The sequence below is a fragment of the Actinomadura keratinilytica genome (genome assembly GCF_039539665.1).
Lineage (GTDB): Bacteria > Actinomycetota > Actinomycetes > Streptosporangiales > Streptosporangiaceae > Spirillospora > Spirillospora keratinilytica.
Map to the genome: position 1 here is coordinate 1 of NZ_BAABDO010000089.1, position 21,932 is coordinate 21,932.

The 21,932-nt window shown below is 73.9% G+C and carries 21 protein-coding genes, 1 pseudogene and 1 CRISPR repeat array (1 of these 23 running past the window's edge); of the genes and pseudogenes, 7 read left to right on the forward strand and 15 right to left on the reverse strand.

Features of this window, described 5'->3' with window-relative positions; all coding sequences use genetic code 11:
- From ABD879_RS23645 to ABD879_RS23665, 5 genes and pseudogenes are all read left to right on the forward strand, one after another.
- Nucleotides 1-1,220: pseudogene (locus ABD879_RS23645) on the forward strand (ATPase); the annotation flags it as partial.
- Nucleotides 1,221-1,254: 34 nt separating this feature from the next.
- Nucleotides 1,255-2,223, forward strand: coding sequence for a 2-hydroxyacid dehydrogenase (locus ABD879_RS23650; RefSeq protein ID WP_345023765.1), 969 nt, complete (start codon nucleotides 1,255-1,257; stop codon nucleotides 2,221-2,223).
- Between the two features lie 95 nt (nucleotides 2,224-2,318).
- A complete protein-coding gene (locus ABD879_RS23655; RefSeq protein ID WP_345023766.1) occupies nucleotides 2,319-2,762 on the forward strand; it encodes a VOC family protein in 444 nt (147 codons plus the stop codon).
- 73 nt (nucleotides 2,763-2,835) lie between these two features.
- Nucleotides 2,836-3,258, forward strand: a complete 423-nt coding sequence (locus ABD879_RS23660; RefSeq protein WP_345023767.1) for an RNA-binding S4 domain-containing protein — start codon at nucleotides 2,836-2,838, stop codon at nucleotides 3,256-3,258.
- Nucleotides 3,259-3,393: 135 nt separating this feature from the next.
- Nucleotides 3,394-3,996: a hypothetical protein gene (locus ABD879_RS23665; RefSeq protein ID WP_345023768.1), complete on the forward strand. Its 603-nt coding sequence runs from the start codon at nucleotides 3,394-3,396 to the stop codon at nucleotides 3,994-3,996.
- A 137-nt stretch (nucleotides 3,997-4,133) separates the two neighbouring features.
- Here ABD879_RS23665 and ABD879_RS23670 read toward each other — a convergent pair whose 3' ends face one another.
- The 3 genes from ABD879_RS23670 to ABD879_RS23680 form a co-directional block, all read right to left on the reverse strand.
- Nucleotides 4,134-5,096: an amidohydrolase family protein gene (locus tag ABD879_RS23670; RefSeq protein WP_345023769.1), complete on the reverse strand. Its 963-nt coding sequence runs from the start codon at nucleotides 5,094-5,096 to the stop codon at nucleotides 4,134-4,136.
- A 64-nt stretch (nucleotides 5,097-5,160) separates the two neighbouring features.
- Nucleotides 5,161-5,517, reverse strand: a complete 357-nt coding sequence (locus tag ABD879_RS23675) for an antibiotic biosynthesis monooxygenase family protein (protein WP_345023770.1) — start codon at nucleotides 5,515-5,517, stop codon at nucleotides 5,161-5,163.
- Between the two features lie 346 nt (nucleotides 5,518-5,863).
- On the reverse strand, nucleotides 5,864-6,199 hold the full coding sequence (locus ABD879_RS23680; protein WP_345023771.1) for a hypothetical protein: 336 nt from the start codon (nucleotides 6,197-6,199) through the stop codon (nucleotides 5,864-5,866).
- Nucleotides 6,200-6,387: 188 nt separating this feature from the next.
- Here ABD879_RS23680 and ABD879_RS23685 point away from each other — a divergent pair, with 188 nt between their 5' ends.
- Complete coding sequence (locus ABD879_RS23685; RefSeq protein WP_345023772.1) at nucleotides 6,388-7,647, forward strand: tetratricopeptide repeat protein; 1,260 nt, start codon at nucleotides 6,388-6,390, stop codon at nucleotides 7,645-7,647.
- A 91-nt stretch (nucleotides 7,648-7,738) separates the two neighbouring features.
- On the opposite strand, the gene ABD879_RS23690 is transcribed toward ABD879_RS23685, so the two are convergent.
- From ABD879_RS23690 to iolC, 11 genes are all read right to left on the reverse strand, one after another.
- Nucleotides 7,739-8,785 (reverse strand): SIS domain-containing protein, encoded by a 1,047-nt coding sequence (locus ABD879_RS23690; RefSeq protein WP_345023773.1) that lies wholly within the window; start codon nucleotides 8,783-8,785, stop codon nucleotides 7,739-7,741.
- A 38-nt stretch (nucleotides 8,786-8,823) separates the two neighbouring features.
- Nucleotides 8,824-9,630 (reverse strand): BtpA/SgcQ family protein, encoded by an 807-nt coding sequence (locus tag ABD879_RS23695; protein ID WP_345023774.1) that lies wholly within the window; start codon nucleotides 9,628-9,630, stop codon nucleotides 8,824-8,826.
- Between the two features lie 171 nt (nucleotides 9,631-9,801).
- The gene (locus ABD879_RS23700; RefSeq protein ID WP_345023775.1) at nucleotides 9,802-10,671 is read right to left on the reverse strand and encodes a sugar phosphate isomerase/epimerase family protein; all 870 of its coding nucleotides are present in this window, start codon (nucleotides 10,669-10,671) and stop codon (nucleotides 9,802-9,804) included.
- The gene (locus ABD879_RS23705; protein ID WP_345023776.1) at nucleotides 10,671-11,684 is read right to left on the reverse strand and encodes a Gfo/Idh/MocA family oxidoreductase; all 1,014 of its coding nucleotides are present in this window, start codon (nucleotides 11,682-11,684) and stop codon (nucleotides 10,671-10,673) included. The genes ABD879_RS23700 and ABD879_RS23705 overlap by 1 nt, the downstream gene beginning before the upstream one ends.
- Nucleotides 11,685-11,796: 112 nt before the next feature.
- Nucleotides 11,797-13,221 (reverse strand): sugar porter family MFS transporter, encoded by a 1,425-nt coding sequence (locus tag ABD879_RS23710; RefSeq protein WP_345023777.1) that lies wholly within the window; start codon nucleotides 13,219-13,221, stop codon nucleotides 11,797-11,799.
- 13 nt (nucleotides 13,222-13,234) lie between these two features.
- Nucleotides 13,235-14,173: a TIM barrel protein gene (locus ABD879_RS23715; protein WP_345023778.1), complete on the reverse strand. Its 939-nt coding sequence runs from the start codon at nucleotides 14,171-14,173 to the stop codon at nucleotides 13,235-13,237.
- A gap of 30 nt (nucleotides 14,174-14,203) precedes the next feature.
- Nucleotides 14,204-15,703 carry a CoA-acylating methylmalonate-semialdehyde dehydrogenase gene (locus tag ABD879_RS23720; RefSeq protein WP_345023779.1) on the reverse strand — a complete coding sequence of 500 codons (1,500 nt, stop codon included), beginning with the start codon at nucleotides 15,701-15,703 and terminating at the stop codon, nucleotides 14,204-14,206.
- Nucleotides 15,700-17,601 (reverse strand): 3D-(3,5/4)-trihydroxycyclohexane-1,2-dione acylhydrolase (decyclizing), encoded by a 1,902-nt coding sequence (gene iolD, locus ABD879_RS23725; RefSeq protein ID WP_345023780.1) that lies wholly within the window; start codon nucleotides 17,599-17,601, stop codon nucleotides 15,700-15,702. The genes ABD879_RS23720 and iolD overlap by 4 nt, the downstream gene beginning before the upstream one ends.
- 4 nt (nucleotides 17,602-17,605) lie before the next feature.
- Complete coding sequence (gene iolB, locus ABD879_RS23730; RefSeq protein WP_345023781.1) at nucleotides 17,606-18,502, reverse strand: 5-deoxy-glucuronate isomerase; 897 nt, start codon at nucleotides 18,500-18,502, stop codon at nucleotides 17,606-17,608.
- Complete coding sequence (locus ABD879_RS23735) at nucleotides 18,499-19,368, reverse strand: Cgl0159 family (beta/alpha)8-fold protein (RefSeq protein WP_345023782.1); 870 nt, start codon at nucleotides 19,366-19,368, stop codon at nucleotides 18,499-18,501. Before ABD879_RS23735 ends, iolB begins: the two co-directional genes overlap by 4 nt.
- Nucleotides 19,361-20,371: a 5-dehydro-2-deoxygluconokinase gene (gene iolC, locus ABD879_RS23740; protein WP_378272649.1), complete on the reverse strand. Its 1,011-nt coding sequence runs from the start codon at nucleotides 20,369-20,371 to the stop codon at nucleotides 19,361-19,363. Before iolC ends, ABD879_RS23735 begins: the two co-directional genes overlap by 8 nt.
- A gap of 205 nt (nucleotides 20,372-20,576) precedes the next feature.
- Between iolC and ABD879_RS23745 the strand changes: the two genes are divergently transcribed.
- Nucleotides 20,577-21,623, forward strand: coding sequence for a LacI family DNA-binding transcriptional regulator (locus tag ABD879_RS23745; protein ID WP_345023785.1), 1,047 nt, complete (start codon nucleotides 20,577-20,579; stop codon nucleotides 21,621-21,623).
- Here ABD879_RS23745 and ABD879_RS23750 read toward each other — a convergent pair.
- Nucleotides 21,620-21,760, reverse strand: a complete 141-nt coding sequence (locus tag ABD879_RS23750) for a hypothetical protein (protein WP_345023786.1) — start codon at nucleotides 21,758-21,760, stop codon at nucleotides 21,620-21,622. The genes ABD879_RS23745 and ABD879_RS23750 overlap by 4 nt on opposite strands.
- A gap of 123 nt (nucleotides 21,761-21,883) precedes the next feature.
- Nucleotides 21,884-21,932: direct repeats of the CRISPR family, unit length 29 nt; unit sequence CGGAGCACCCCCGCTCGCGCGGGGAAGAC (it continues 285 nt past the right edge of the window).

The window sequence follows — 21,932 nt, forward strand, 5'->3', positions numbered from 1 at the left end:
GCGCCCGCCGGGCCGGGGCCGCCGCCGGCGCCGCCCTCGACCTGGTGGCCGCCGCCACCGTCGCCTACCGCTTCTCCAACTCCTTCGCGCGGACGCCCCGCGCGGACGAGGTGACCGCCATGCTCGCGCAGGCGCGGGAGCTGCGCGGCGGCGACCCGGCCGCCGCGGCCGCCGTCGCGCTGGCCGAGGCGGCGGTGGAGGCCGACGCGTTCGGCGCCGTCCAGGGCGCCCCGGACAACACCGCCCGGGAGACCGTCGCGCGCGCCGAACGGGCCGTCGAGCTGGCCCGCCGCACCGGCGACCCGGTGGCCGAGTCCGCCGCGCTCGACGCGCTGTCCGGGGCCCAGAGCTGGGCCGGGGACTCCTTCGCCGCCGCGGCCGCCGCCCGGCGCCGCATCGACCTCCTGGCCCGCGCACCGGCCACGCCCGCCGCCACGCACGAGCTGATGGACGCGCTCGCCATGGCGGCCGGAACCGCCGTCGGCGTCGGCGAACTGCAGCAGGCCCGCCGCTGGGGCAGGCGGCTCGCCGACCACCCGCTGCTGGCCGAGGCGGGCCACCACGCCACGTCCTGGCTCCTGGTCGCGGACGCGTTCACCGGCGACGCCGACGAGGCGCTCACCGTCGGCATGCGGTTCCTCGACGCCTGGGAGCGGAACGGCCGCCTGCGGTCGCGCTCCATCGGCCCCGCCGCCGCGGCCGTCGCGATGATCCACGGCCTGCGCGGCGACCACGGCGCGCGGGCCCGCTGGCTGGCGATCGTCGACGAGGCCGGCGTCGAAACCGACCACCGGCTCGGCTACGGCGCGGTCTTCGACGCCGCGGTCCTGCTCCACCACGGGGACGCCGACGCGGCGCTGGAACGCGTCGCACCGCCGCCGGACCGGGTGTGGAAGTGGGTGTGCTGGGTCTGGCTGCACTGGTACGCGGCGCTGCGCGCGGAGGCCGCGGTGCTCGCCGGGCACCCCGATGCCCGCGGCCGCATCGCCGCCGCCCGCGCCGTGGTCGCCGGCAACCCGGTCGCCTCCGCCCAGGTGGACCGGGCGGAGGCGCTGCTCGACGGCGACGTGCCGCGCCTGCTCGCCGCCGCCAAGGAGTACGAGGCGGCCGGCTGCCGCTACCAGGCGGCGCGCACGCTGCTGCTGGCCGGAGGCGAGCACGCCGCCGCCGGCGCCGCCGCGCTCGCCGGCCTCGGCCTCGCCCCGATGGCCGTCCGATGACCGCGCCCGCGAGAAGGGCCCGCGAGAAAGGCCCGTGAGAAAGGTGAGTATGGAGCCGCACGTCTACGTCCCCCGGCTGCTGACCGACGCGGCGATGCGCGAGGTGCGCGCGCTCGGGCACCCCGTCGTCGCGGGCGGGGAGGACCCGCCGGACCGGGCCGTGCTGCTGCGGGACGCGGCGGGCGCCGCCGCCGTCGTGTGCACGCTCACCGAGCGGATCGACGCCGAGTTCCTCGACGCGGCCGGCCCGCGGCTCAAGGTGGTGGCGAACACGGCGGTCGGCTACGACAACATCGACGTGGCCGCCGCCACCGAACGCGGCGTCCGCGTCACCAACACCCCGGGCGTGCTGGACGGCGCGACCGCCGACCTGACCATGGCGCTCATCCTGGCCGCGGCCCGGCGCGTGCTCGACGGCGACCGGCTGCTGCGCGACCGCACGCCGTGGGTGTGGGGGCCGCGCATGCTGCTCGGCCTGGACCTCAGCGCGGGCGCCACCCTCGGCATCGTCGGCTACGGCCGGATCGGGCGGGCCGTGGCCCGGCGCGCCCGCGCGTTCGACATGAAGATCGTGGCGACGCCCGCGCGGTCCGCCCCGCCGGACGACGACGTGGAGTTCCTCGAACTGCCGGACCTGCTGGAACGCAGCGACGTCGTCACCCTGCACTGCCCGCTGACCGAGCGGACCCGGCACCTGATCGACGCGGACGCGCTGCGCCGGATGAAGCCGTCGGCGATCCTCGTCAACACCGCGCGCGGCGGGATCGTGGACGAGGACGCGCTGATCGGGGCGCTGCGCTCGGGACAGATCGCCGCGGCCGGGCTCGACGTCTTCGAGGACGAACCGAACGTCGATCCCCGGCTGACCGAACTGCCCAACACCGTGCTCACACCCCACCTGGGCAGCGCGGGCGTGACGACCCGGGAACGCATGTGCCATCTGTCGGTGGCGAACGCGGCCGCCGTGCTGGCCGGCAAGGAGCCCCCCACCCCGGTCAACTGACGCTCTGGGAGCCGGGCGCCCCCCGCTGGGGCGGCGCCCGCGCGACGACGCCGGCCGCATCCGCGCGTCGGCACCTCGACAAGGAGGAAGCCGCAATGAGCACGCAACTGCCGCCGTTCCACCTGGCCATCCCCGTCGACGACCTCGACGCCGCCCGCGAGTTCTACGGGAAGGTGCTCGGCTTCGGCCAGGGCCGGTCCGACACCAGGTGGATCGACTGGAACTTCATGGGCCACCAGGTCGTCACCCACCAGGTCGGCGACGGGCCCTCGGACAAGCCCCGCGACGGCATCGCCGGGACCAATCCCGTCGACGGCCACCAGGTGCCCGTCCCGCACTTCGGGCTCGTCCTGCCGGTCGAGGAGTTCCACCGGCTCGCCGACCGGCTGCGGGCCGCCGGCACCGAGTTCGTGATCGAGCCGTACGTCCGTTTCGAGGGCGAACCGGGCGAGCAGTGGACGATGTTCCTCCTCGACCCCGCGGGCAACGCCCTGGAGTTCAAGGCGTTCGCCGACCTGGACCGGCTGTTCGCCACCTGACCGCCCCGGCCGGGGCCCGCCGCCGGGCGGCGGGCCCTCCCGGCGGCGCGGGCCGTGCGTTAATGTCGTCGCCATGGCAGGCGACGATTCGGTGCGGATCGACGTGTGGATCTGGGCGGTGCGGCTGCTGAAGACCCGCTCGATGGCCACCACTGCGTGCCGCGCCGGGCACGTCCGCCTCAACGACAAGCGCGCCAAGCCGTCCGCCCTGGTCAAGCCCGGCGACGAGGTGCGGCTGCGGCACGACGGCCGGGAACGCGTCGTGGTGGTGCGGCGCGTCATCCGCCGCCGCGTCGGCGCGTCCGTCGCGGCGGAATGCCTCATCGACAACAGCCCGCCCCCGCCGCCGCGCGAACTGCTCGGGCCCATCGTGCGCCGCGACCCCGGCACCGGCCGCCCCACCAAGCGCGACCGCCGCGAGCTGGAACGCCTGCGCGCCCAGATGATGGCCCCCCACGTCAACCAACACCTGCCCCGCCGGCCCCGCCGCGGCTGACGGCCGGCGGCCGCTCCGGCGCGGCGTGCGCTGTGCGGCTCGACGTCCCGGACGGCCCGGTTCCTGGCGGCACATCGGGTGATGCTACAAATGGTAGCGATGTAGTCACTTTATGTGCTGATCGTGGGGGGAGCCATGTCTGTTCTGTCCGGACGTCTCGTGCGGTGTGGTCTGGCCGGGCCGCTCGTCCTCGTCGGCATCACCGTCCCGGCCCCCGCGGCCGACCCCGCCCTCGCGTCCCCGCCGTCGCCCGCCGAACACCGGGCACCCGCCCGATACGGGTCGCTGACCTGCGCGGCCGCCACCGCGCCCGGCAGGCCGATGAAGTTCCGCCCGCCGATCCGGCTGCGGCGCCAGCACGTCACCACCCGCGCCAGGCTGGTGCTGCGCGACTGCACCTCGGCCGACCCCCGCCGGTCCCGCATCGCCTCCGGTGTCATGACACTGACCGGCAATGCCTACGCCAACTGCCTCGGTGTCAGCGACCTGCGCGGCCGCGCCACCGTCACCTGGTACGACGCCTACGGCCGTGCGCTCGCCCGGTCGGTCCTGCGCGCCGGAGGCGCCCAGAGCGACCGCGCCCGCACCGACGCCCAGCTCAACGGCCGCGTCACCGCCGGCTACCTGGCCGGCCACTCCTTCTACGGCAGCGTCCGCCCCAAAGGCCGGGTGGCCCGCTGCTTCACCCGCCAGGGCATCCCCTCGATCCACGGCACCGGCCGCCTGACCATCGACTGACCGGCGGCGGCCCGGCCGCATCGAGGTCGGCCGGGCCGCCGGGGCGGGCGGGTGTCGGCAGCGGCGGGCGCGACGGCCCGCCAGGCCGTCGGGGCGGCGGGCGTGGCGGGCGGCGGATTCGCAGGTGTCGCGGCGGGTCACATCGTGGTGTGGACGGGCAGGCCGAAAAGCCTGGCTGCGTTCTCGTGGCACATGGCCCGCAGCTGCTCGGCGCTCGGGGACACCTCCTCCAGGGCGCGCAGGCCGTCGCCGACGACGTCCTGGAGCGGCGGGGAGTCGGTGCCGAACAGGATGCGGTCGGAGCCGAAGACCGCCAGGGCGGCGCGCAGCGCCACGCGGCTGGGGGTGGCCGTGTCGACCCAGATCTGCCGCACGAAGGTGCTCGGCGGGCGGCTGATCGGCCAGCCGCCCTCGCCGCCCGGGCGGCCGCCGCCCCAGTGCGGCGCGTGGTAGGCGCGGTCCAGCCGTTCCACCAGCAGGGCCAGCGCGCCCCCGGCGGCGGTGGCGATCAGCCGCAGCCCGGGGTACTTCTCCAGCCAGCCGCCGAAGATGACGCAGGCGGTGCCGGTGGAGACGTCGTCGAACCGGCCGATCCCCTCCAGCAGCAGCGGGTCCGCCAGCCCCGTGCCGGCGGCGGGCCGGGCCGGGGCGTGCAGCATCACGGGCGCGTCGTGCTCGGCGGCCATGGCGAAGAAGCCGTCGCAGCGCGGGTCGTCCAGGTAGCGCCCGGCGACGCTGGTGTTGATGATGAACCCGACGAACTCCGGGTTCGCCAGCGTGCGGGCGGCGGCCGCCAGGTGCGCGTCGTCGCCGAACGGGTTGACGTAGACCAGCGCGCGCAGGTGCTCGGGGTGGTCGGCCACGGTGCCGCCGAGCCAGTCGTGGAAGGCCGTCAGCTGGTCGACGGTCTGCGCGTAGTTGTCGACGCCCGGGATCGGCGCCATCATCCCCGCGCCGACCGGGCTGCCGACGATCGACATCCGCACGCCCCGCGCCAGCTTGTCCTCGATCATTCCGTCGACGTCGCCGAGGCTCGGCGGCATCGGGAAACGGCGGACCATGTCCGGCGGGCTGATGTGCGCGTGGCAGTCAATGGTCATCGCATGCCTCCACAGGACGGGACGTTCCGGCCGGTCCCCGCGGCACCTCCGCGGCGGCTGGCGGTCAGCGCGGCGTCTCGGTGGTGGCGTGCACCGCGAAGCGCAGCGACTCGCGTTCGGCGGTGTGCCTGATCATGGGGGCGACCATCCGCCGGTGCGCGGGGTCGCTCTCCCAGGCGAGGAAGTGCTCCTCGCTGGCCCACTCGCTGGTGATCAGCCATTCGGCCGGGTCGCGGGTGGACTGGCAGAGCTGGTCGCGCACGTGCCCGGGAACCTCGGCGACCCGCCACCGGATCTGCTCGTAGGCGCGGCGGAACGCCTCCTGCTCACCGGGATCGACCCGCATGAAGAACAGGACGCGATAGCGGGTGCCGGAATCGGCGCGGTAGGCGGACGGAACGGCCTGCTCGCTCGTGCTCATATGCCCTTCTCCCTGCTGTTCGTGCGAACACCGTCAGAGAATCGGGCGACCGGCCGCGGAAAACGCGTCGCACCCGTGCGCGGAACCGGTCTCCCGGCGGCTCACTACCCCGCCGACCTGCGCCTAATCACGAACAGTCACCATCAACGACGATGTGTCACCGCGAATGGGAAATGACCGGTGAATAACGCGACGGAGAAGGGGCACGGCCCGTCCGGCGGGGCAAAGAACACGGAGATCCCGCGCGGTCGGCCGGAGCGTTCAGCGCAATATCCGGGCAAGCGGGCGCACAACAGGACCCGCGGGGGTGCGCAAGTCCTGTGCCGTCAGTCGTGCGAAGGGCCGGTCAGGCGATGGCCGGGGGAGCGGAGGCCGCCAGCGAGCGGGCCTGCGAGACCACCTGCGCCGCCCACGCGCCGGACTCCGGACCGGGCGGAAGCTGGACGGTGTGGTACAGCCCCTGACCGGTGACCGAGATCGTTACGAAACCGGTGTAACGGCGCTGCTTCATCAGCAGGAACAGCAGGCCCAGCAGGCAGAACCACACGAAGATGATGGTCAGCACGATCGCGACCGGCGGAATTCCCTCGTGCACCTGGGTGGAGTCCTGCACGGCCCAGACCGTCCCGTTCAGCGGGTAACGGCCATGCGGGACGATCACGTGGGTCTGGGTGAGCGCCATATCCCCAATGGTCAGCAGAACCTGTTCGTTGCCGGGCGGATAACCCACAGACCACCGTCCCTCGACCTAGGCGCGCATTGAGGCGGGGGTAAGCATAGCCAGACCGCAATGAACACGACCAGCGACGGGCGACAAGCGCGACGAAAATGGGATGTCCCGATTACGGGCGACCTGTACGGTGCCGCACCATGAGCGACGAGGCACGGGAACTCCTGCGGGCCGGCGACATCCCGGGGCTGCTGCGGCACCTGCGGTTCAACGCCGAGGACATGCAGCAGACCGAGGTGGCGCGGCTCATCGGGGAGGCCGCCGCCCAATCGGGATTCGACGACCTCAGGCAGGCGGCCGCCGCCGTCGCCGCCGATCCGGACGACCCCGGGAAGCTGTACGAGTACGGATACGCGTGCGTCGAGCGCGGGGTGTCCTATCTCGCCGTTCCGGCGCTGCGCAGGGCCCTCGACCTGGCGCCCGGGGCGCCGTCGCTGCTGACCGAACTGGTCGCCGCGCTGGAGGACGAGGCCCGGCATGCCGAGGCCGTCGCCGTGCTGGACGAGCACGCCGCCGCCCTGCAGCCCTGGCCCGGCCGCTACCTGCTGGCGTTCAACGCGCTCATGGCCGGGGACCTGGACCGCGCCACGGCGGAGGCCCGGCGGCTGCCCGAGCCCAAGGATCGCGACTGGCTGCCCGCGCGCGACCGGCTCGCCCGCATGCTCGACCGCGCCCGCGCCGTCCGCGCCGTCAGCCCGCTCGACCGGCGCGACCTGCGCGGCTGGCACTTCGCGCTGACCGGCGGCGTGCTGGCCACCCTGTCCCCGTTCGGGTTCGACGACGGCATGACCGGCCGGTACGCCTACACCGGTGATTCGTTCGGCGGCTGCCGCCGCACCCTGGACCGGCTCCGCCTGATCCTGGACGCGGCCGGGCGCGGCCCCGAGGTCGTCGCGCTGCTCCCCGACCGTTCCAGCCACATCCTCGGTCTCGCGGCCGCGGGACTGCTCGGGCTGCCCGCCGAGCCGTTCGACCCGGCGCGCCCCGACGCCCTCGTCGTGGCCTACGACCTCAACGAGATCGACGCGGGCGGGCTGCGGGAGCGCGCCCCGGGCCAGGTGCTGTTCGAACACGCCACCTGCTGGACCGACCCGCCGCAGGTCAGCGCGGACGTCAGCGGCCTCCTGCACCAGACGGTGACGCCCCCGTGGGGCGAGCGGCTGCACGCGGACCCGGACGGCTCGGTACGGCGGCTCCCGCCCGACGAGCGGCCCGTGGAGGAACTGGCCGCCGAGATCGTCCACGCCGACCCTCTTACGCACGAGGGCGAGGACGGTGCGCCCCCGGACACCGACGAGGCGCTCGCCCACCTCGTCGCCTCCGTCCGCGACCAGTGGCTGACCGGCCCCCGCCACCGCGTCGGTTCCCCCGGCCCCGTCCCCAGCTCCCGCTTCCTCTGACCCGCGGCGCCGAGCGGTGACGCCGTCGGACGCTGCTATCGCAGAATCCAGAAGGCCCCGGGACTGTCCTCCCTTGACTCCCTGCCCGCCCTCAAGAGCGGTGGGTCTGGAACGGTAGCCGACCTAGTCTCTGGGCCACGTAGCACGCCACGTATCCGGCGAACAGGTGGTACAGCAGCGGGGAGAACTCCTCCCGGACCTGCCCGTGCACGGGCAGCACGGCGAGCGCGTTGCGGGCGACGGCGGTGTCGCCGTGGCCGGCGACGGCGATGACCCGGCGGCCCAGGTCGCGTGCCCGCGCGGCGACTGCGGCGGCCAGGCCGTGCGAGCGGCCGGGCGGGGCGATGACGAACACGGGCATGTCGTCGGGGTAGGCGAACCGCTCGACGTGGCTCCACTCCTCCAGGTCCTGGCCGACGGCGAAGACGCTCGCCCCCTCCACCAGCTTGGCGGCGGCGAACAGCGCGGTGCCGTAGGAGGGGCCGCTGCCCAGCAACACCATCGCCGGGGCGTCGGCGACCAGGCCCGCCACCCGCCGGCACTCCGGTCTGATCGCCTCGGCGGTGGCGTCCACCTCGGCGGCGAGCGCGGCCAGTTCCTTATCCGCGACGCCGCCGTCCCGGCCCAGCCGCAGCGCGATCGACAGCAGGCCCAGCAGGCTCGCCTGGTAGGTCCGGATTCCGGGGGACGGCTCGCCGTCGGGCAGGTCGACCAGCAGGGTGCGGTCGGCCACCCGCGTCACCGGGCTGCCGGGCGTCCCGGTCACCGCCACCGTCAGCGCACCGTACCGGCGGGCCGCGTGCAGGGCCTCGACGACGCGTTCCGTCCCGCCCGAGGCGGAGATCGCGACCACCAGCACCCGCCCCGGCGCGGCGGGCCGCATCCACTCGGCCGCGTAATGCGCGAACCGCATCGCGCTCAGCGGCTCGCAGGCGACCCCGCCGATCGACTCGAAGGCCATCTCGGCGGCGCAGGCGGCGTGGTAGGAGTCGCCGTCCCCGGTCAGGAACACCCGCTCGACCTGGGCCCACTCCGCCGGATCCAGCAGGCCGCAGGCCCGTTCGCCGAACCGCCCGGCCGACGCGCGGACGTCCTCCGCCAGCGCGTCGACCTGCCGCACCATCACCTCGGCCTCCACCCGCACCCTCCCGTCTCGGCAGCCTGGGGACTCGCGGCTCAGGGCTCCAGAGAGCGGACGATCTCCATGTACGCCTTGACCCGCTCCACGTCGATCCGGCCGCCCCAGCCGCCGACCTCCAGGCAGGTGCCGACGAACGCCCCGTCGGCCGCCGCCAGCAGCCGCGCGGCGTTGCCGTGGTCGGTGTATCCGGCCAGGACGACCGGCAGGCCCGGCGCCGCCCGGCGGACCGAGGCGACCATCTCCAGGGTCGTGGCCTCGTCGGGGTGCCCGACCGCCACCGCGTCCGCGCCCACCTGCAGGGCCGCGCGCGCCACCTCACCGGTCGGCTTGGGCTCGCCGAACCACTTGAAGTGCATCGAGTCCACGTCGGCGATGACCTTGACCTGCTGGGCGTTGATCTTCCGCCGGTACTCGGCCACCGCCAGCGGGTCGGCCTGCACCATGCCGTGCGCGGTCAGCGTCGCGCCCACCAGCGCGCCGGCGCGGATGTAGGAGCCGCCCGCCACCTTCGCCACCGCCAGCGACGCCTGCAGCGCGTTGCGCATCAGCTGCACCCCGACCTGGAAGTCCGGGCGGGTGGCGGACGCGATGGCCGAGGTGATCAGCCCCATCGCCGTCGTGCGCGCGGGGTCGGAGTCCTCGCCGGTGCCGTAGACGCGGTCCACCGTCTGCACCAGGCACCCGTCCGCCCCGCCCTCGTCCAGGGCCCGCGCCGACTCCACCGCCACGTCGAGGATCTCCGGGAAGCTGCCCTCCTCGTACAGCGGCGTCCCGGGCAGCGGCCGCAGGTGGACCATCCCCAGGACGACCTTGCGGCGGCCGAGCGTGTCGAAAACGCGCATCGAGCACCCTTCTCCGTGGGCGGCGGCACGGGCATCGTAGGTTCGCCGACGGTGCCCGGCGCAAGCTCGAACCGGACCGGAACCGGCCGCGGAAACCGCCGAAAATCCCCCGCTCGACAGGGTGAAGAAAGAGGGCCCCCTCGCCCGAGGGAGCCCTCCCGGCTCATCCGCTCACTTCGCGAAGTACTTGGCGATGTACTGCTCGACCTGCTCGCGGTTGAAGACCGCCGACTCGCGGGCCCGCTCCTCCCAGGCGAACACGCACACCGTGAGGATGCCGTCGAAACCGATCTCCGCCAGGCTCCGGAAGGTCAGGTCCCAGTCGACCTCGCCCTGCCCGATGTCCAGGTGCTGGTGGACGCGGATCCGGTCGGCCAGGCTCGGCGGGTTGACGATGTACCGGTTGCCCGACGACGCGCGGTGGTCGAAGGAGTCGGCCACGTGCACGTGCGTCAGCAGCGACCCGGCGTGCCGCATGATCCCGGCGATGTCCCCGCCCTGGTGGAAGGTGTGCGGCGCGCAGTACACGAACGACGCGAACTCGGCGTCGATGGCCCGCACCAGGTCCACCGCGGCGCGCCCGTCCTCGACGAAGTCGTAGGGGTGCGGCTCCAGCCGCAGCTCCAGACCTTCGCGTTCGAAGACCGGCAGCAGCTCCTCCAGCGACCGCCAGAACTGCCGCTCGCTGTCGGACGACGCCACCGCCCGGCCGTTGAACTCCGAGTTCATCACCGGGCAGCCCAGCTCCACCGTCAGCTCGATGGCGCGCTTCCAGTACCGCACCGCCGCCTGGCGGTTCTCCTCGTCCGGGCAGGACCACTCGTACACCGGCAGCACCGAGGACACCTGCACACCGGCCGCGTCCAGGGCCTTGCGGAAGGCGCGCACCGTGGCCTTGTCGGCGCGCGGGTGCAGGTAGAAGGGGATGAAGTCCTCGCGCGGGGACAGCTCGATGTACTCGTAGCCCAGCTCGGCCACGACGCCGGGCAGCTCGGTCAGCGGCACGTGCCGCAGCATGTACGGGTCCAGGGCGATCTTCATCACTGCTCTCCGGTGTAGAACGCGGGACGGGAGACCATGTCGACGGGGACGACCCCGCCGGTCTTGAGCGCCTCCACGGCCGCGTCGCCGACCGCGGTGGCCGCGTAGCCGTCCCAGGCGGAGGGGCCGGTGGCCGTGCCCTCGGACGCGGCGTCCACCCACGCCTGGAACTCGGCGTCGAACGCGGCGCCGAACCGCTCCCGCCAGTCCGCGGTGACCGCGGTGCCCTCCTGCCCGTCCCGGCGCACCGCGGGGCGGGCCGGGTCGGCCAGCCGGGCGGCGCCGGTCTCGCCGACGATCTCGCAGCGGATGTCGTAGCCGTACCGGCAGTTGACGAAGACCTCCACGTCGATGCGGGCGCCGCCGGAGGTCTCGAACAGCATGATCTGCGGGTCCTGCAGGTGGTCGAACCGGTGGCGGGTGGGCCGCGGGGTGAGCACCTGCGCCGAGACGATCTCCTCGTCCAGCAGCCAGCGCAGCACGTCCACCTCGTGGACGGCGGTGTCCAGCATGGCCATCTCGGAGGTGTAGGAGTCCGGCACGCTGGGGTTGCGGTGGGCGCAGTGCGCCATCAGCGGGGTGCCGATCCGCCCGGCGTCGACGAGCCGCTTCAACTGCCGGTAGCCCTCGTCGTAGCGGCGCATGAACCCGACCTGGACCAGCCGCTTGCCGTGCGCGGCCTCGGCCGTCATGATGCGCCGGCAGTCGGCCGCGTCGGTGGCGAGGGGCTTTTCGCAGAACACCGGTTTGCCGGCGGCGATGGCGCCCAGTACGTGCTCGGCGTGGGTGGGTCCCCACGAGGTCACCACCACGGCGTCCACCTCGGCACTGGCGATGACCTCGCCGCCCGAGTCGTACACCCGGGCGCCGGTCTCGGCGGCGACCGCCTTGGCGCGGTCGGCCGACAGGTCGGTGACGGCGATCACCTCGGCGCCGGTGACGACGCCGGACAGCCTGCGGGCGTGCTCCTGGCCGATCATGCCGACCCCGATCACTCCGACGCGCAGTGGCATCGCGAGTCCTCCTGTTCGCAGTGGTCTGGGTTCGTGTCGGGCGTCCGCGGGCAGCGGCCCGGCGGCGGAGGCGGACCGGCCGCGCCCGCGCCGGAGCCGACGGCCGCGGCGGTCATCGCGAGTACCTCGCGCGCAGTTCGGTCTCCAGCGCCTCCAGGGAGCGCCCCCGGGTCTCGGGCACGTGCCGGGCGACGAACAGGATCGCGGCGATGCCCAGCGCTCCGAACAGGAAGAACGTGGTCGAAATCGTGATCTTCTCCACCAGCACCGGGAAGGTCAGCCCGACCAGGAAGTTGGTGACCCACAGGGTGAGGCCGGCCAGGCCCAGGCCCAGGCCGCGCAGCTTCAGCGGGAAGATCTCCGCGAGCATCAGCCAGGTCACCGGGGAGATGGCGCCCTGCTGGAAGGCCAGGAACGTGACGGTCATGGCCAGCACCACGTACGCGCGTCCCGGCCCCTCCGGCATGGCGAGGGAGATGACGCCGATCAGAAACAGGCTGGTGGTCGTGCCGATCTGCCCGGCCAGCAGCATGGGCCGCCGGTCCACCTTGCCCAGCAGGTAGATCCCGACGAACGTGGCCAGCACGGAGATCACGCCGTTGGCGATGTTGGCGGTGAGCGCGCTGTCGGTGTCCAGCCCGGCCTCGGTCAGGATGCTGGTGCCGTAGTACATGATCGAGTTCACGCCGGTGATCTGCTGGACGACGGCGATGCCCAGCCCCACCAGGACGAGCCGGCGGATCCACGGCGTGGCCAGGTCGGACCAGCGGCCGCTGCGGGCGGCCTTGTCCTCCAGGGCGAGCCGCTTGACCTCGTCCAGCTCGGCCTCGGCGCGCTCGGCGCCGCGCACCTGCCGCAGCACCTCCAGCGCCTCGGAGAAGCGCTCCTTGGAGGCCAGCCAGCGCGGGCTCTCCGGCATGACCAGCATGCCGAACCACAGCACCACCGCGGGGAGCGACGCGATCGCGAGCATGTACCGCCACACGTGCCCGGCCTCGCCGAACGCGTTGCCGATCACGGCGTTGGTGGTGAACGCCAGCAGCTGGCCCGTGACGATCATCAGCTCGTTCTGGGTGACCAGCCGTCCGCGCCGTTCGGCGGGGGACACCTCGGCCAGGTACACCGGCACCGTCACCGAGGCGCCGCCGACGGCCAGGCCGAGCACGAACCGCGCCGCCACCATGATCTGCGTGGTCGGCGCCAGCGCGCAGCCCAGCGCGCCGACCAGGAAGACCACGGCCAGCATCAGGATGTTGCGGCGGCGGCCGCGGGCGTCCGACAGCCGCCCGCCGGAGACCGCGCCGAACGCCGCGCCCAGCAGCAGCGAGCTGGTGACCAGGCCCTCGGTGAACGAGCTGAGGCCCAGGTCGTCCTTCATGTACGGCAGGGCGCCGTTGATGACGCCGGTGTCGTAGCCGAACAGCAGGCCGCCGAAGGTGGCGATCACCGTGATCAGCTTCAGCCGGCGGGTGTGCGGCCCTGCGATGTCGAGCGGGATGGGTGGCGCCCCGGGGGCGCCGCTCTGGACATGGGACATGGGACGGACCTCGCTACCGGATCGCTGGACGGCGGCTGCCGGACAGGCCCTGCCCGGCCAGGTATTCACGGGTGCGGACGGCGATGGGAAGCGGGACGTCCGGCTCGCACGGGTACAGGTCCTGCTCCACGATCACGAACAGCTCGGCGTCCAGCTTGGACAGCTCGGTGACGACCTCGGCGGGGTCGGGCACGCCCGCCGGGGGCTCCACGCACACGCCGCGCCGGACGGCCTCGCCGAACCCGAGGTTCTCGGCGCGGACCTGGACCAGCACGTCCGGGTCCATCTGCTTGATGTGGACGTAGCCTATGCGCTCGCCGTACCTGCGGATGAGGTCCACGGCGTCGCCTCCGCCGTAGGCGACGTGGCCGGTGTCCAGGCACAGGTTGACGTAGCGGGAGTCCGTGCCGTCCAGGAGGCGTTCGATCTCCGGCTGGGTCTGGATGTGGCTGTCGGCGTGCGGGTGCACGACGAGCCGCACGTCGTGCTCCTCCAGCAGGATCTTGCCGAGCCGGTCGGCCGCGGCGGTGAGGGTGCGCCACTGCTCGGCGGAGAGGGCGGGCTCCTCGGTGAACTCGCCGGTCTTCTCGTCGCGGAACATCGGCGGGATGAACACCAGGTGGTGGGCGCCGGCCGCGGCGGTCAGCGCGGCGACGCGGCCGACCTCGGCGAGCATCGCGTCCCACTCGCCGGGGCGGTGCAGGGCGCCGAAGGTGGTGCCGCCGGACACGCTCAGCCCGCGCGCGCCGACCTCCTCGGCGAGCCGGTCGGGGTCGGTGGGCAGGTAGCCGTACGGGCCGAGCTCCAGCCACTTGTACCCGGCCTGCGCGAGCTCGTCCAGGAAGCGGGAGAAGTGGACCTGGCGTTCGTCCTCGGGGAACCACACGCCCCAGGAGTCCGGGGCGGAGCCGAGACACAGGTTGCCCGCGACGGGGCCGGAGATCGTCGTCATCGTCCTTGTCCTTTCCGGGGGTGGGAGCGCTCAGCCGGCGGTCGGGAAGCTGAACGCGGCGGGGGACGCGGAGGTGTGGCGCTGCGGCCACCGGGAGGTGATGACCTTGGGACGGGTGTAGAACCGCACGCCCTCGGGGCCGTGGATCGGGCTGTCGCCGATCAGCGAGTCCTTCCAGCCGCCGAAGGAGTAGTAGGACATCGGCACCGGGATCGGCACGTTCACGCCGACCATCCCGACGTTCACCGCGCGCTGGAACCGGCGCGCCGCGCCGCCGTCCGCGGTGAAGATCGCGGTGCCGTTGCCGTACGGGTTGGCGTTGATCAGCTCGATGGCCTCGTCCAGCGTCCGCACCCGGACGACGGCCAGCACGGGCCCGAACAGCTCCTCGCGGTAGGCGTCCATGGCGGGGGTGACGTTGTCCAGCACCGAGGGGCCGACGAAGAAGCCCTCCTCGTGGCCGTCCACCTTCAGCCCGCGCCCGTCGACGACCACGGTGGCGCCCTGCGCGGCGGCGGTCCCGACCGCGGCCTCGATGCGCTCCCGCGCCGCCTGCGTGATCAGCGGGCCCATGTCGGTCTCCGGGTCGTCGCCGGGGCCGACGCGGACCGCGCGGGCCCGCTGCTCCAGGACGGCGACCAGCGCGTCGGCGGCGTCCCCGACGGCCACGGCGACCGAGATCGCCATGCACCGCTCCCCGGCCGAGCCGAACGCGGCGGAGGTGAGCTGGTCGGCGACGAAGTCCAGGTCCGCGTCGGGCAGCACGACGGCGTGGTTCTTGGCGCCGCCCAGCGCCTGCACCCGCTTGCCGTTGGCGGTGGCGCGCTCGTGGACGTACCGGGCGATCGGGGTGGACCCCACGAACGACACCGCGGCGATCCCCGGGTGGTCGAGGACGGCGTCCACCGCCTCCTTGTCGCCGTGCACGACGTTGAACACCCCGTCGGGCAGGCCCGCCTCGGCGTACAGGCGGGCGATCAGCGACGACGCCGACGGGTCGCGCTCGCTCGGCTTGAGCACGAAGGTGTTGCCGGCGGCGATCGCGATCGGGTGCATCCACAGCGGCACCATGACCGGGAAGTTGAACGGGGTGATGCCCGCGCACACCCCCAGCGGCTGCCGGATGGTGTGCACGTCCACACCGCGTGACACCTGGTCGGAGTGGCCGCCCTTGAGCACCTCGGCGATGCCGCAGGCGTACTCGACGACCTCCCGGCCGCGGACGATCTCGCCGCGGGCGTCGTCGATCACCTTGCCGTGCTCGGCGGAGACGAGCCGCGCCAGCTCGTCCTCGTGCTTCACCAGCAGCTCGCGGAACGCGAACATGATCCGCGTGCGCTGCGACAGCGAGGACTCCCGCCAGGTCTCCAGCGCCGTGCTCGCGGCGGCCACGGCGGCGTCCACGTCGGCCGGGGAGGCCAGCGGCACCCGCGCCCGCTCCTGCCCGGTGGCCGGGTTCCACACCGGGGCGGTGCGGGTGGAGGCGCCCCGCGTGGGCGCTCCGTTGATCCAGTGGTCGATGGTCGTCACGGCGTCTCCTCCGGTGGCGGTGTCAGGTAGTGCCGCTGCGCCTGCTTGGCGGCGGCGTAGGTCTCGTAGGCCGTGCGGGTGCTGTCCAGCTCGGACACCTGGCTGACCGGCACGTCCCACCAGCCGGTGCTCGGCGGGTTCGGGCCGAGCAGGTCGGTCTCCACATGCACCACGGTGGTGCGGTCGGCGGCCTTGGCCTTGGTGATCGCGGCGCGGAACTCCTCGACGCCGTCGGCGCGGATGACGTCGGCGCCCAGGCTGGCGGCGTTGGCCGCGAGGTCCACGGGCAGCACGCCGCCGTCCAGCAGGCCGCTGTCCGGATCGCGGTAGCGGTACTGCGTGCCGAAGCGCTGGGACCCCAGGGACTCCGACAGCGACCCGATCGAGGCGAACCCGTGGTTCTGCACCACGATGACGATCACCTTGACGCCCTCGGAGACCATGGTGACGATCTCCTGCGCCATCATCAGGTACGACCCGTCGCCCACCAGCACGAACACCTCGCGGCTCGGGTCGGCCATCTTGGCGCCCAGGCCCGCGGCGACCTCGTAGCCCATGCAGGAGTAGGCGTACTCGACGTGGTAGGCCTTGGGGTCGCGGGCCCGCCACAGCATCTGCAGGTCGCCGGGCATGCTCCCGGCCGCGTTGATCACCACGTCCCGGTCGTCGGCCAGCTCGTTGAGCGCGCCGAGGATCTCGGTCTGCGCCGGGAGCGGGCCGTGGCCCCGGCGGTAGCACTCGTCGGTCGTGCGCCGCCAGTCCTCGGCCAGCCGCCGGGCCCGCTCGGTGTGCGCGGGGTCGGTCCGCCAGCCGGACAGCTCGGCGGCCAGCGCCTCCAGGCCGCGGCGGGCGTCGGCGACCAGCGGCAGCGCCGAGTGCTTCACCGCGTCCAGCCGCGCCACGTTGAGGTTGACGAACGTGACGTCCGGGTCGGCGAACACGGTGTGGCTGGCGGTGGTGAAGTCGCTGTAGCGGGTGCCGATGCCGAGCACCACGTCCGCCTCGGCCGCCAGCGCGTTGGCCGCGGCGGTCCCGGTCGCGCCGATGCCGCCGACCGCGCACGGGTGGTCCCAGGGGACGGCGCCCTTGCCGGCGTGGGTGTCGGCGACCGGGATGCCCGTCGCCTCGGCGAAGCGGCGCAGCTCCTCGGTGGCCTCGGAGTACACCACCCCGCCGCCCGCCACGATCAGCGGCCGCCGCGCCGAGCGCAGCAGCGCGGCCGCCCGCCGGACGGCCTCGGGCTCGGGCGCCGGGCGGGGCACCTCCCACACCCGGCGGCGGAAGAAGTCGACCGGCCAGTCGTACGCTTCGGCCTGCACGTCCTGCGGCAGGCACAGCGTGACCGCGCCGGTCTCCGCCGGGTCGGTCAGCACCCGCATGGCGGCGAGCGCCGCCGGGATGAGCTGCTCGGGGCGGCTGATCCGGTCGAAGTACTTCGACACCGGGCGGAACGCGTCGTTCACCGACACGTCTCCGGCCCGGGCGTCCTCCAGCTGCTGCAGCACCGGGTCGGGGGCGCGGGTGGCGAACATGTCGCTGGGCAGCAGCAGCACCGGCAGCCGGTTGGTGGTCGCCAGCGCCGCACCGGTGATCATGTTGGTGGAGCCGGGGCCGGTCGACGCGGTGCACGCGAAGGCGGCCATCCGGTTGCGCATCTTGGCGAACGCGCTGGCGGCGTGCACCATGCCCTGCTCGTTGCGCGCCAGGTAGTAGGGCAGGTCGGCGTCCTTGGTGTGCACCGACTGCAGCAGCGCCTGGCCGAGGCCCGCCACGTTGCCGTGCCCGAAGATCCCCCACACGCCGGGGATGAGCCGCTGCGTGACGCCGTCGCGCGCGCTCCACTGGTTGGCCAGGAAGCGGACCAGCGCCTGCGCGGTGGTCAGCCTGATCGTCTCCATCGGTTCAGCCGTCCTTCCGGGTGGGCCCGGCGGCGGAGGTCAGCGGCACCCGCGGGTCGAGCGCGGCGGGGTCCCATGTGCTCCGCACCCAGGCGTGCGCCGGGTCGTCGCAGATGAGCCAGGCCCGTTCGGGGTCGGGGCCGGCCATCACGTTGAGGTAGTACAGGTCGTAGCCGGGGGCGGCCATGGACGGGCCGTGCCAGCCGTGCGGGATCAGCACCACGTCCCCGCCGCGCACCTCGGCGAGCACGTCGACGGGGCGGTCGGGCGTCCCGTAGACCCGCTGGTAGCCGAAGCCCGGCCCGGCGGGGCCGTCGGCGACCTCGAAGTAGTAGATCTCCTCCAGGCGGCTCTCGCCCTCGCGCGCCTCGTCGTGCTTGTGCGGCGGGTAGGACGACCAGTTGCCGCCGGGCGTCAGCACCTCGCACACCAGCAGCCGGTCGGCCGGGAAGGTGTCCGGAAGGCAGTAGTTGCTTACCTGGCGGCTGCAGTTGCCCGAACCGCGCGGTTCGACGGGCACGTCCTCGGCCGCGCCGTAGCGCACCGGCAGCCGCCGCTCGCAGCGCGCCGACGGCAGCGCGAACCGGCCGCCGTCCCGGCTGCTGATCAGCGCCTCGGCGCCGCGCGGCAGGTAGGCGAAGTCGGTGACGCGGCTGAAGACGCTCTCCCGGCCGGCCAGCTCCAGCGACGCGCCGTCGCAGTCCACCCGGCAGCCGCCCGACAGCGGCAGCACCAGGTGCTCGGCGTCCCCGGTGGTGATCGTGTGCGATCCGCCCGGGGGCAGCTCCAGCACGCGCAGGCCGGAGAAGCCCCAGCCCGCCGACTCCGGCGTGACCACCGTCGTGAACGGCCCGTCGGCGGACCGCCCGGCCTTCACATGCAGCTCGACGTCGGCGCTCACAGCAGGCTCACCGCCCGGTCCACGGCGCCCGCCACGTCGTCGTCCGCCGGGTACAGCAGCGAGCGGCCCACCACCAGGCCGCGCACGACCGGCAGCGCCAGCGCCTCCTTCCAGGACGCGAAGGCGGCGTCGGCGTCCTTGACCTCGCCGCCGAGCAGCAGCACCGGCAGCGTCGTGGCGGCCAGCACCCGCTCCATCTCCGCGACGACGGGCAGCTTCAGCCAGGTGCGGGCGGACGTGGCGCCCAGCCCGGAGGCGATCGCGATCGACTTGATCACCGCGTCCGGGGTCAGGTCGTTGCGCAGCCGCCCGTCCTGCCAGGCCGACAGGAACGGCTCCACCATGGCCACCAGCCCCCGTGCGGCCAGCTCGTCCACCGCGCGCGCCGAGTTCTCCAGGATCGACGGGGTGGCCGGGTCGGCCGGCGCGATCCGGGTGAGCATCTTGCCGCCGTCGAAGCCCATGTCGGCGATGGCGGCGGCGTCGTAGCCGGTGAACCGGTCGTCGATCTCGAAGCAGGACCCGGCCAGGCCGCCGCGGTTCATGGAGCCGAACACGGCCTTGCCGTCCAGCACGCCGAGCAGCAGCAGGTCCTCGAGGATGTCGGCGGTGCCCAGCACCCCGGTGACGCCCGGGCGGGCCAGCGCGACGCACAGCCGCTCCAGCAGCTCGGCCCGGTCGGCCATCGCCATCGGGTTCCCGCCGACCGCCAGGGCGCCGCGCGCCGGATGGTCCGCCGCGATGATCATGGCGCGGCCGCCGTCGCCGAGCGGGGACGCCGCCTTCACCCGGCGCTCGGCCGCCCGTCTGATCGCGCCCGGGTCGTTCGCCCGGGTCTCGATGATCTCCCGCAGCCGGTCACGCATGGTTCACCTCGTCGTTCGCCTTTCCGTGCACGTCGCCCGGGCGCGCGTCGGGGCACGCGCCGGAGCGCTCGTCTCCCTGGGCGTCCGCCCAGGCGCCGAGCCGCGCCAGGACCTGTTCCTCGGTCGGCATGGCGGCGGAGCAGGCCAGCTCGCCGGCGACATGCGCCCCGGCGGCGTTGGCGAACGAGATCGTCCGCCGCAGGTCCCAGCCCGCCAGCAGGCCGTGGCACAGCGCGCCCCCGAACGCGTCGCCCGCGCCCAGCCCGTTGACCACCTCCACCGGCACGGGCGGGACCCGCACCGATCCGGCGTCGTCGACCGCCAGCACGCCGCGCGGTCCCTGTTTCACCACGGCCAGGGAGACGCCGTGGTCGCGCAGCGCCGCGGCGGCCCCGTCCGGATCGCGGACGCCGACGGCCGTCGCGCACTCGTCGAGGTTGCCGGCGGCGACCGTGACGTGCTCCAGCGCCTTGCGCACCCAGGAGCCCGCCTGCTCCCGCGAGTCCCAGAACATCGGCCGGTAGTCCAGGTCGAGCACGGTGATGCCGCGCCGTCCCCGGGCCTCCAGCGCGGCCAGGGTGGCCGACCGGCTGGGCTCCTCGCACAGGCCGGTCACCGTCACCCAGAAGATCCGGGCCGCCCTGATCGCGTCGTAGTCGAGTTCGTCCGGCCCGATGTCCAGGTCCGGGGCCTTGGGCGCCCGGTAGAAGTACAGCGGGAAGTCGTCCGGCGGGAAGATCTCGCAGAACGTCAGCGGCGTCGCCAGGTCGGCCGACTCGCCGACGAACCGGGCGTCGACGCCGTAGCCCGCCAGGGCCTGGCGGACGAAGACGCCGAACGGGTCCGCCCCGGTCTTGGTGATCACGGCCGAGCGGCGGCCGTAGCGGGCCGCGGCCACCGCCACGTTGGTCGGGCTGCCGCCCAGGAACCTGCCGAACGCGTCGACGTCCTGGAGCGGCACCCCGGGCCGCAGGGGGTACAGGTCCACGCCGACGCGCCCCATCGTCAGGACGTCGAACGCCCCGGTCTCCTCGGACGGCGGTGGTTCGACCCGGTTCACGTGATGCCTCCCCTGGCGTTGACCTGCGGCTGGGAACTGTCGCGATCTACTAGAGCGCTCTAGGACCGGTACTATGAGCCGGGTCACTCGGTGATGTCAAGAGCCGGAAACATCCAGTTCGGCGATTCGTAACGAGCGGGAGAGAGCAGTGCGCGACGCGGAGGGGGCCGAGCCGGACAAGAGCAAGGGCCGGCGCCCCACGATGGAGGACGTCGCCGCGCGGGCCGGAGTGTCGCGGGCGCTGGTGTCGCTGGTGTTCCGCGGCAAGCCCGGCGCCAGTGCGGCCACCCGTGAGCGCGTGCTGCGCGCCGCCGACGAACTGGGCTACCGTCCCGACAACGCCGCCCGCCTGCTGGCCAGCGACCGCAGCCGCACCCTCGGCGTCATGCTCACCGTGCACCAGCCGTTCCACGGCGACCTGGTCGAGGGCATCTACCCCGAGGCCGAGCGGCTCGGCTACGACGTGCTGCTGTCGGCCACCGGGCCGGGGCGCGACGAGCGCAAGGCCGTCGAGGCGCTGCTCGGCCACCGCTGCGAGGCGCTGATCCTGCTCGGCCCGAGCGCCCCGGCCGAGCACCTCGACGAGCTCGGGCGCCGCACGGTCACCGTCGTCATCGGCCGCCGGGCGCCCGGCGCCCACGTCGACACCGTGCGCACCGCCGACTCCAAGGGCGTCCGGCAGGTCGTCGACTACCTGGTCGAACTCGGGCACCGCGACATCGTCCACATCGACGGCGGGCGGGCCCCCGGCGCCGTCGAACGCCGCCGCGCCTACCGCGCCGCGATGCGCCGCCACGGCCTCGGCGACGCGCTGCGGATCATCCCGGGCGACCACACCGACGCGGCCGGGATCGCCGCCGGCGAGACCCTCCTCGCCGAGGGCCGGATGCCGACCGCCGTGCTCGCCGGCAACGACCGCTGCGCCATGGGCCTGATGCACGCCCTGCGCAGCTCGGACGTCGAAATCCCGCGCGACCTGTCGGTGGTCGGCTACGACGACGTCCACCTGGCGCACCTGTGGCCGTTCGACCTGACCACCGTCCGGCAGGACGCCGACGGCCTCGCCCAGCACGCGGTCCGCTGCGCCGTCGACCGGCTCGAGGACCGCGCCGTCCCGCCCCGCGAGATCCTCCTCGAACCCAAACTCGTCGTGCGGGGCACCACCGGCCCGCCGCCGGACGGCCGCCGGGGTTAGCCCCGGGGCGCGGCGGTGGTGCCGCGGACGACCAGGCGCGGGGGGATGACGAGATCGCGGTCGGCGGTCTCGTCGCCGGACAGCCGCAGGACGGCCCGCTCCACCGCCAGGCTCGCCATCCGGTCGACGTCCCACACCCCTCGAAACACCTCCGCTCACGCAGGGAGGACGCGATTCACCCCCGGGCCGTGTCGGTCACCTCCGGACGCCCGCTCCTGCGGGGAAGACCCGCCGCGGGGATCAGCTAGCTGATCGCCCATCGGAGCACCCCCGCTCGCGCGGGGAAGACGTCCTTTCTGTCCTTGGCAG

Excerpts from the sequence above, each read along its gene's own strand:
- ABD879_RS23655 (WP_345023766.1), top strand. The coding sequence starts at position 2,319 with ATGAGCACGCAACTGCCGCCGTTCCACCTGGCCATCCCCGTCGACGAC.
- ABD879_RS23660 (WP_345023767.1), top strand. The coding sequence starts at position 2,836 with ATGGCAGGCGACGATTCGGTGCGGATCGACGTGTGGATCTGGGCGGTG.
- ABD879_RS23665 (WP_345023768.1), top strand. The coding sequence starts at position 3,394 with ATGTCTGTTCTGTCCGGACGTCTCGTGCGGTGTGGTCTGGCCGGGCCG.
- ABD879_RS23670 (WP_345023769.1), bottom strand. The coding sequence starts at position 5,096 with ATGACCATTGACTGCCACGCGCACATCAGCCCGCCGGACATGGTCCGC.
- ABD879_RS23675 (WP_345023770.1), bottom strand. The coding sequence starts at position 5,517 with ATGAGCACGAGCGAGCAGGCCGTTCCGTCCGCCTACCGCGCCGATTCC.
- ABD879_RS23680 (WP_345023771.1), bottom strand. The coding sequence starts at position 6,199 with ATGGCGCTCACCCAGACCCACGTGATCGTCCCGCATGGCCGTTACCCG.
- ABD879_RS23685 (WP_345023772.1), top strand. The coding sequence starts at position 6,388 with ATGAGCGACGAGGCACGGGAACTCCTGCGGGCCGGCGACATCCCGGGG.
- ABD879_RS23695 (WP_345023774.1), bottom strand. The coding sequence starts at position 9,630 with ATGCGCGTTTTCGACACGCTCGGCCGCCGCAAGGTCGTCCTGGGGATG.
- ABD879_RS23700 (WP_345023775.1), bottom strand. The coding sequence starts at position 10,671 with ATGAAGATCGCCCTGGACCCGTACATGCTGCGGCACGTGCCGCTGACC.
- ABD879_RS23705 (WP_345023776.1), bottom strand. The coding sequence starts at position 11,684 with ATGCCACTGCGCGTCGGAGTGATCGGGGTCGGCATGATCGGCCAGGAG.
- ABD879_RS23710 (WP_345023777.1), bottom strand. The coding sequence starts at position 13,221 with ATGTCCCATGTCCAGAGCGGCGCCCCCGGGGCGCCACCCATCCCGCTC.
- ABD879_RS23715 (WP_345023778.1), bottom strand. The coding sequence starts at position 14,173 with ATGACGACGATCTCCGGCCCCGTCGCGGGCAACCTGTGTCTCGGCTCC.
- iolD (WP_345023780.1), bottom strand. The coding sequence starts at position 17,601 with ATGGAGACGATCAGGCTGACCACCGCGCAGGCGCTGGTCCGCTTCCTG.
- ABD879_RS23735 (WP_345023782.1), bottom strand. The coding sequence starts at position 19,368 with ATGCGTGACCGGCTGCGGGAGATCATCGAGACCCGGGCGAACGACCCG.
- iolC (WP_378272649.1), bottom strand. The coding sequence starts at position 20,371 with ATGGGGCGCGTCGGCGTGGACCTGTACCCCCTGCGGCCCGGGGTGCCG.